The organism is Devosia sp. (assembly GCF_028290645.1).
In the GTDB taxonomy this organism is placed as follows: Bacteria; Pseudomonadota; Alphaproteobacteria; order Rhizobiales; family Devosiaceae; genus Devosia_A.
The window spans coordinates 1-8,328 of the sequence record NZ_JAQGJL010000171.1 but is presented as its reverse complement, the minus strand read 5'-3'; the positions used below and the strand labels follow the sequence as shown (position 1 = coordinate 8,328).

Genomic DNA, 8,328 nt, shown 5'->3' with positions numbered 1-8,328 from the left:
GCGAGCCCGTCTTGTCCTCGAATGCGTAATCCTCACCGAAGAACGCCGTCATCACGGCGTCCATGGCGCCCGAAACCGCGCTGTGACCGCTGGGATACTCGGGGAATGGCGGCGTGTTCAGGATCGGCTCCCACTTGGGATCGATCACCTTCTTGATGTAGGTGATGGGCCGCACAAGGTCATAGACGTATTTCTCGTGCCAGCAGCCGACGAAGGCATCCGACATGGCGATGCCCATGCGGGCCAGGAGGTCGACATTGTCCTCGAGCCCGAGATCGGCGCTGTCCGCCACCTGCAGCGCGATCGACAGCCAGTGCCCGGGAGGCGTCATCGACAGCATCGGATCGTCGGACCAGAAGCGCGCGATGGCCATCTGCTCGGGCGTCGCGTTCTTCACCGTCTCGTAGACTTCGCTCGCCTCCTTGAAGAACTGCGAGTCGGGTTCGTTGCTGTAGGCGGGATTGCCGGGCGTCGCGCAGGCCGCGCCCGACGGCGTGACGAAGGTGCGGTTATTTCCCCAGTCCGGCAGAAGCGGGAACTGCTGCTGGCGGATCAGGTTGGTCGGTACCCATTTGTCATCGCCACTGGACAGGGCGTATTCGTATGGGAAGCCCATATTGGTGACCTCGGCGCCGCCATCGCCCTTCGACCAATCGAAGATACTGGCTGCCATGGCCTTGCCGAAGGCCTCGCTGCGCTCCACCACACCCTCAGGCACGCCATCGACGGCCAGCGCGCGCCATTTCTTTTGAGCGTTCGCGATCGAGCGCAGCCCCGTCGGTCCGGTATTGCCGAAGTAGTAGACAATGGCGTCCGACAGGGCCGCGCTGATGATCACCGTCTCGTCATAAACCGCACCCGCTGTCCGGGCCGGGACGGAATCGAGCCCGTGCAGCTGGCCGACCAGCGATACCAGCTTGTCCGAGCCGCCTACCGCGGCCTCGAACACCGTGACCCCCAGATAGCCGAAGGAACGGCTGGCGACCGGCGGTGAATAGGTCGCTGTATGCCGGACCAGTTCGTTCATCAGGGTGTACCAGTCCCGCAGGATGACGCCCGGCTCGGGACGGGGGCCGGCGGCCAGCGCACCGAGGCTGGTCACCAGGCATAACAACACCACTCCGCCGAACGCGGCGATCCGCCTACGAGCACCCATCATTTCCCCCTGATCGAAGCCGGCGTGTTCACCCGCCGTGCCGATCTTCAGTATGGCTATTTCGCCTACAGAGAGCCACGCGGTCAATGCCTGCGCCAAAAGTCGGTCTTGACTTGGAGGTGCGAGAATATCCTCGCAAAATGACATGTCGATTGACTCGATAGACGAGTTGCTGCAGCGTTTCGGCGCACACCGCTTGGGGCAAATCGACACATATGCTGCGGAACGACGGCACGGCTTGCCCCGGCCTGAAGAAAAGGCGGCGTCATGAAGTTCCGCGGTGGTCCGGGAGGGACCTTGCAATGAAATTCAAGATACTGACTCTTTTGGCTGGCGCCCTGCTGATGAGCGCCACTTCGACCGCGGTAATGGCCGCGGGCAAAACCATTGCGGTGTCCTGGAAGACTTTCCAGGAAGAGCGCTGGAAGACCGACGAGGCTGCGATCAAGGCCGTCGTCGAAGCAGCCGGCGATACGTTCATTTCGACCGATGCCCAGGGCTCGGCCCAGAAGCAGGCCGCCGACATCGAAAGCCTGATCTCGCAGAAGCCGGACGTGATCCTCGTGGTCGCCTTCGACTCCGACGCGATCCTGCCCTCGATCCAGAAGATCAGCGACGCCGGCATCAAGTCGATCGCCTATGACGTGCAGTTCGAGGATCCCAACGCGCTTTACATCACCTTCGACAATGTCGGCGTCGGCCGGATCATGGCGCAGGAGATGCTGAAGGTTAAGCCGGAAGGTCGCTATGCCTTCATCAAGGGCGACAAGGGCGATCCGAACGCCACCTTCCTGTTCCAGGGCCAGATGGAAGTGCTCAAGGGCGCCATGGACAGCGGCAAGGTCACCAATGTCTGCGAGACCTTCACCGACGGCTGGAAGCCGGACAATGCCCAGAAGAACATGGAGCAATGTCTGACTTCGACCAATAACGGTGTCGATGCCGTGCTGTCCGAGAATGACGGCATGGCCTCGGGCGTCGTGGCGGCCCTCGATGCCCAGGGTCTTGCCGGCACCGTTCCGGTGACCGGTCAGGACGGCGATCTGGCGGCCATCAATCGTGTCGCGCTGGGCACCCAGCTCGTCTCGATCTGGAAGAACTCTATCGACCTCGGCACCGTTGCGGCGAAGGCGGCGCTCGCTCTCGCAGATGGCGCCGACCCGACCACCATCGAAGGCGTGGCCAAGTTCAGCGGCGGCAAGAACGGCGTCGAGATGAACGCCATCCTCCTGGCCCCGACGCCGATCACAAAGGACAACATCCAGGTGGCGATCGACGCCGGCCACATCACCAAGGAACAGGCCTGCGCCGGCGTCGCCGCCGGTACTGTTCCGGCCTGCAACTGATCGGTCGCTTGATCTGACCTGACGCACTGCCGGCCGCGCCGCCTCGAACAGGTGGCGCGGCCTTTCTTCTCAGTTTTGACGCCAGCCCTCTGGCGCAGTTGCAATCGTCCGGCCGACGCGGGATCGTCGCTGGAAATGGCGGCCGCAACGATCGGCCGATGGGGTGGGGCATGGCTGAACAATCGAATGCCGGTGGTCCGGCAAGCAGCAACGAGGGCCTGTTCCGGCGCCTGCTCAGGGCCGCCGAGATCGACACCCGCATGCTCGGCATGCTGGCCGCGCTGCTCCTCATCTGGGTCGGCTTCGATGTCATGAGCGCAATCCTGCGCCCGGGCGGCGGCGGTCTGTTCGGCGGTTCGTTCCTCACCTCGCGCAACCTGTGGATCCTCCTGGTCCAGACCTCGGTGATCGCCGTGATGACCACCGGCATGGTGCTGGTGATCGTCCTGCGCCAGATCGACCTGTCGGTCGGCTCGATGCTCAGCGTCGTGGCGGTGGCGACCGGCGTGCTGCAGGTGTTCGAACTCGGACCGACGCTCGGCGTCGGCCATCCAGCGATCTGGATCATCGCCGTGATCTTCGCCATCGCGCTCGGCGCAGCCATAGGGATGTTCAACGGCGTGCTGATCGCCTACGGCCAGATCCCGAGCTTCATCGTCACGCTCGGCGGCCTCATCGCCTTCAGCGGCGCCGCCTTCCTGATCGCCAGCGGCGTGACCGTGGCGCCGATGGACAAGACCTTCAAGCTGATCGGCGGCAACGGCCCTCTCGCCTCGATCGGGCCAATGTGGAGCTGGGTACTGGCCGCGGTGGCCTGCGTCGGCATCGGCATCGCCACCCTCAGCGGGCGTCGCCGGCGCCTCAAGTTCAGCTTTGCGCCCAAGCCCGTATGGGCAGATGTCCTCACCGTCGTCGTCGGCTGCGCAGCGGTGTTGGGCACCACTGCCGTCGTCAACTCCTACCTCTGGCCGGCGCGCGTCGCCGAGCGGTTCGCGGTCGAGAACAACATTCCGATTCCGGCGGGTGTCGAGAACCGGGCGGGGCTCGCCATCTGCACTGCAGGCGACAAGGTGGTAACCTGCCTCGATGGACTGAGCTTCCAGACGGGCTACCCGATTCCCGTGCTGATCATGCTGGCGGTGGGACTGGTGATGACCTTCGTTGCCCGGCGCACCCGCTTCGGCCGCTACATCTTTGCGACCGGCGGCAACCCGGAGGCGGCGGAGCTCGCCGGCGTCAACACCAAGCGGCTCACCGTCATGGTGTTCACCCTGATGGGAGCGCTGGTAGGCATCTCGGCGATCATCGCCTCGGCCCGCCTCGATGCGGCAACGACAGCGCTGGGTACGCTCAACGAGCTCTACGTCATTGCCGCGGCGGTGATCGGCGGCACCTCGCTCGCAGGCGGCATCGGCACCATCTACGGCGCCATCGTGGGCGCGCTTCTGATGCAGTCGCTGCAATCCGGCATGGCACTGCTCAACGTCGATTCCGCCTATACCAATATCGTGGTCGGCATCGTGCTGGTGCTGGCCGTCTTCGTCGACCAGGCGTACCGGCGGCGCGTGAAGTAGGAGGCAGCCATGACCATCGACTCCATTCAGACAGGCGGCGCCCGGGGCGTACCGCTGGTTGAGTTGCAGGACGTGTCGATCGCCTTCGGCGGCATCCGGGCCGTCGATCATGCTTCGGTCGATCTCTACGCGGGCGAGGTCGTCGGGCTGCTCGGCCACAACGGCGCGGGCAAGTCGACCCTGATCAAGGTGCTGTCCGGTGCCTACAAGCGGGATTCCGGCAACATCCGGATCGACGGCAAGGAAGCCGACATCAGCAACCCCCGCGACGCCAAGGCCTACGGCATCGAGACGATCTACCAGACGCTGGCGCTCGCCGACAATGTCGACGCCGCGGCCAATCTCTACCTGGGTCGCGAACTCCGCACCCGCTGGGGAACGCTTGACGACATCGCCATGGAAGCCGAATGCCGCAGGGTGATGGGCCGCCTCAACCCCAATTTCCGCCGCTTCAAGGAGCCGGTGAAATCGCTGTCGGGCGGCCAGCGCCAGTCCGTCGCCATCGCCCGCGCCATCCATTTCAACGCCCGCATCCTGATCATGGACGAGCCGACGGCGGCGCTCGGGCCGCAGGAAACGGCGCAGGTGGGCGAATTGATCATGCAGCTCAAGGCCCAAGGCATCGGCATTTTCCTCATCAGCCACGACATTCACGACGTGTTCGACCTGGCCGATCGCCTGGCGGTAATGAAGAACGGCCGGGTCGTCGGCACCGCTCACGTCAAGGACGTGACCAAGGACGAAGTGCTCGGCATGATCATCCTCGGCAAATGCCCCCCGGGCGCGATCCCCGGACCCGGCGCGATCAAAGAAGCCTGATTCGGGCCGCCCCGCCGGTCCGTGCCGAGGCTTGGATTCAGGGGGCCCTGGTCTTCCTACTAGCCTGGTGGCCACCACCAGCTTCCGCGTCTACCGCCTTGATGGCCGTGGGCGCGATCGCCAGTGCGGGCGCGTGGTCGCCGTCGCCGTTTTCAGCTGGTGGTCCCGTGGAGCCGCGATCTGTTGATCGTCCATCAGCCCGATTTCGCCGGCTCCGCGAGTGCGCTCCAGTTTTGCTGCCGCGCCCAATCCGCGTAACGCTGCCACCCGACCTCGGAAAAGTCGCGCCGCAGCGAGGGAATATCGGCGCTGTAGCCTACCGCATCGAACCATTCGGCCATTCGAGCCTGGTCTTCACCCTGATACTGCCTCACCACCGCCGGTGGGATTCCGTTGTAGGTAATCGGTCTACCGATCGCTTCGCTCAGGATCTCGGCCTGTCGCGTGCCAGTGAGTTCGTCTCCGGCGATGTCGTAGCGGTGCCCGAACACCGCCTCGCGGCGCCCGACAAGACTTGCGACAAAGGAGCCGATATCAGCGACGGCAACGAACTGGACGTTGCGGTTCCCAGGCACCGGGAAGTCGAGTACTCCTTTACGCAGGCTCTCGATCGACCACGGCGCCACCACGTTGTCCATGAACGTGACCGGTGCGCTGATGGTAAAGGGCACTCCCAAGCCGGCGATGTGCTTCTCGACCCCGTACTTGCTGTCGAAGTGCGGGATGCCCGTGTCGCGATCGGCGGAACCCACCGACGAGTAGATCAGGTGGCCTACGCCGGCTGCCTTGATTGCGTCCGCCGCGACGATGCCCTGCCGGGTCTCGGCCTCGACGCCCCGCTCAATCGGACTGCCCATCAGGAACGCCGTGTCGGCACCTTGGGCGGCTGGCGCGAAGCCGGCCCCATCTTCGAAATCGCCAATCCTTACCTCGGCGCCTTTGGCGACGAGCCCCTGGATGGTGGCGCTGTCAGGATTGCGCGTGAAAGCCAATACCTTGTGACCGCCCGCCAGCAGCGCCTCAGCCACCGCATGCCCCTGCTGACCGCTAGCGCCTGTTACCAGGACCGTTCGTGAAACCGACATTCGCTTTCTCCGTGCCTAATGCAGAAACCGGAAACATGGCGACACTTACATTCAGCCACTAGGGGCAATAATGTGCATAGACTCTGCCAACGGAGGCTATAGTGGCGCATCTTGAGGACGTCGCGGTTTTTGTCGCGGTGGTGGAACGTGCCAGCTTCGCGGGCGCCGCCAGCCGTTTGCGGCTCCCGCCGACAACGGTCAGTCGCCGTGTGCGCCAGCTCGAGGATCGTCTTGGTACGCGGCTGCTCAACCGAACCACGCGATCGCTGTCGCTCACCGAGGCCGGGGCCGCCTATTTCGAGTCCTGCCGTGCGGGGCTCGCACTCATCGCGGACGCCGACGCGGGCGTGCGGGGGCTGCAGGCCGAACCCTCCGGCACGATCCGTGTGTCGGCGCCTATCGACTTCGCGGCAGGGCTGTTCGGCGACCTGATTGCCGAGTTTGTCGGCCAGAACCCGAAGGTCAAGATCGAGCTGCAGCTGACCGACGAGCGCCTGGATCTGCTGCGCACCCGGATCGACGTCGCGATCCGGACCGGCGAGTTGCCGGCCTCTTCGCTGGTGGCCAAGAAGCTCGGCACCGGGCGGCGCGTCTGGTGTGCGAGCCCGGGCTATCTTGCTGCTCGCGGCACTCCGGAACGCCCGGGTGATCTTGCAGACCACGACTGCATCGTGCGGGGCGACTCGACCGAAGGGGTCATCTGGACTTTCACGAACGGTAAGTCGGTCGAGACCGTGCCGGTCAAAGCGCGCATCTGTGCCAACGTCATGTCGTTCTGCGTTGTGGCGGCGGTGGCGGGCCTGGGCATCGCGCAAATGCCGGAGGGGCTTGCCCGTCCCGAGATCGCGGCCGGCCGACTGGTCACGATTCTCGACAAATACGCGGACGACCGCGGTGGCATCTATCTCATGTTCCCAAGCAATAGGCATGCTAGTGCGGCCGTGAAGGCGTTCGTTACTCATGTCGAGCGCTGGGTACATACATTTGCGCGGTAGCCACTTCGCCCTTGGCACTTTGCTCTACCTGGTTATCGACGCAGCCGATCAACCAGAAAGCTGCCGAAGGCATCCAGAGACTGCGCCGCCGCTTTCATCCTTCCGACGTTGCTGGGAAATCCATGTGGCATCTCCATCCAGACATCAACGCGCACATCGACACCACGCTTTGCGCTGGGCAGCGATCAGCGGACCACGGGGCAAGGCTTGTAAGAAACAGCTCTGCGGGAGCAGAATTCGCCAAAAAAGTATCGGAACTGAAGCAAGTGCGTGGTAGCGCCAAGAGGGGAGACGGCATTAGCGTTGGTCCGGTGGAAGTCAGGAACAACCCGGCGCCACATCGCAGTCGCTAGGCCCGGAAGGCGCGACGAGCGGGGAGGAATGCATGAATCCCGATCTGGAACTCGTGCGTATCGGCGACAAGGAATCCTTCAAGGCGTGGGAGCACGGCTACCCTTTCCACACGGTTCGCTGGCACTTCCATCCCGAGTATGAACTGCACCTGGTCTGCGCGACCTCGGGGCACTACTTCGTGGGCGATTTCATCGGCCGTTTCACCGCCGGCAACCTGGTGCTGGTCGGGCCAAACCTCCCGCACAACTGGGTTAGCGAGATCCCGGACGGTACATCGGTGCCACTGCGCAGTCGCGTGATGCAATTCACCAAGACTCTCATCGATGGCGCCTTTGCGAGTTTCCCGGAACTCGAGGACACGCAGGGCCTTTTCGAGCGCAGCCGCGCGGGCGTGCTGTTCAGCGTGGAGACATCGGACTGCGTCGCGCCGTTGCTGGCGCAGGTGATCCGTTCGCGCGGCGTCGAGCGCATTGCCCTGTTCCTGCAAATTCTGCTCGAGCTCGACCGCGACGCCGGTGCCAAAACGCTGACCAGCCCGCGCTATCTGCCCGATCCCTCCGGCTTCATGTCCAAGGGCATCAACGAGGTCCTGGCTCACATCAACGACAATTTGGTCGAGCCGCTCGATGAGGTGGCACTGGCAACCCTAGCGGGGGTTTCTCCGTCGACGCTGTCGCGCAGCTTTCGCCGCCATACGGGGCAATCGCTGACCAAGTACGTCAACCGGCTCCGGGTGAACCTGGCCTGCCAGCTGTTGATGACGCCTGAATGCTCATCGGTCACCGAGGTCTGCTACGCGTCGGGCTTCAACAACGTATCCAACTTCAACCGCCAGTTCCTGGCACAGCGCGGTGTGACGCCATCGCAGTTCCGTCGCCTGTTGGCAGAGAACAAAAGCTTCAAGGAGGCCGCATGACCAGGGGCCTGCCCGGAAAGATGCCCTAGCCTCACTCGGCAGGGCCTTCCTAGGGCCAATCGCCCCGCCAAGGGATCAGACCA

The 8,328-nt window shown here is 64.0% G+C and carries 7 protein-coding genes; 5 read left to right on the top strand and 2 right to left on the bottom strand.

Features of this window, described 5'->3' with window-relative positions; all coding sequences use genetic code 11:
* A partial coding sequence (locus JWQ89_RS09680) for a vanadium-dependent haloperoxidase (RefSeq protein WP_299640483.1) occupies nucleotides 1-1,243 on the bottom strand: 1,243 nt, incomplete at its 3' end.
* 215 nt (nucleotides 1,244-1,458) lie between these two features.
* Between JWQ89_RS09680 and JWQ89_RS09675 the strand changes: the two genes are divergently transcribed.
* From JWQ89_RS09675 to JWQ89_RS09665, 3 genes are all read left to right on the top strand, one after another.
* Entirely contained in the window at nucleotides 1,459-2,502 is a 1,044-nt protein-coding gene (locus JWQ89_RS09675; protein WP_299640481.1) for a substrate-binding domain-containing protein, read from the top strand.
* 170 nt (nucleotides 2,503-2,672) lie between these two features.
* Nucleotides 2,673-4,076 (top strand): sugar ABC transporter permease, encoded by a 1,404-nt coding sequence (locus JWQ89_RS09670; RefSeq protein ID WP_299640479.1) that lies wholly within the window; start codon nucleotides 2,673-2,675, stop codon nucleotides 4,074-4,076.
* Between the two features lie 9 nt (nucleotides 4,077-4,085).
* On the top strand, nucleotides 4,086-4,895 hold the full coding sequence (locus JWQ89_RS09665) for an ATP-binding cassette domain-containing protein (protein ID WP_299640477.1): 810 nt from the start codon (nucleotides 4,086-4,088) through the stop codon (nucleotides 4,893-4,895).
* Nucleotides 4,896-5,089: 194 nt separating this feature from the next.
* On the opposite strand, the gene JWQ89_RS09660 is transcribed toward JWQ89_RS09665, so the two are convergent.
* On the bottom strand, nucleotides 5,090-5,980 hold the full coding sequence (locus tag JWQ89_RS09660; RefSeq protein WP_299640475.1) for an NmrA/HSCARG family protein: 891 nt from the start codon (nucleotides 5,978-5,980) through the stop codon (nucleotides 5,090-5,092).
* Nucleotides 5,981-6,081: 101 nt separating this feature from the next.
* Here JWQ89_RS09660 and JWQ89_RS09655 point away from each other — a divergent pair, with 101 nt between their 5' ends.
* On the top strand, nucleotides 6,082-6,975 hold the full coding sequence (locus tag JWQ89_RS09655) for a LysR family transcriptional regulator (RefSeq protein ID WP_299640473.1): 894 nt from the start codon (nucleotides 6,082-6,084) through the stop codon (nucleotides 6,973-6,975).
* 385 nt (nucleotides 6,976-7,360) lie between these two features.
* Entirely contained in the window at nucleotides 7,361-8,245 is an 885-nt protein-coding gene (locus tag JWQ89_RS09650; protein WP_299640471.1) for an AraC family transcriptional regulator, read from the top strand.
* Nucleotides 8,246-8,328: the final 83 nt, after the last annotated feature.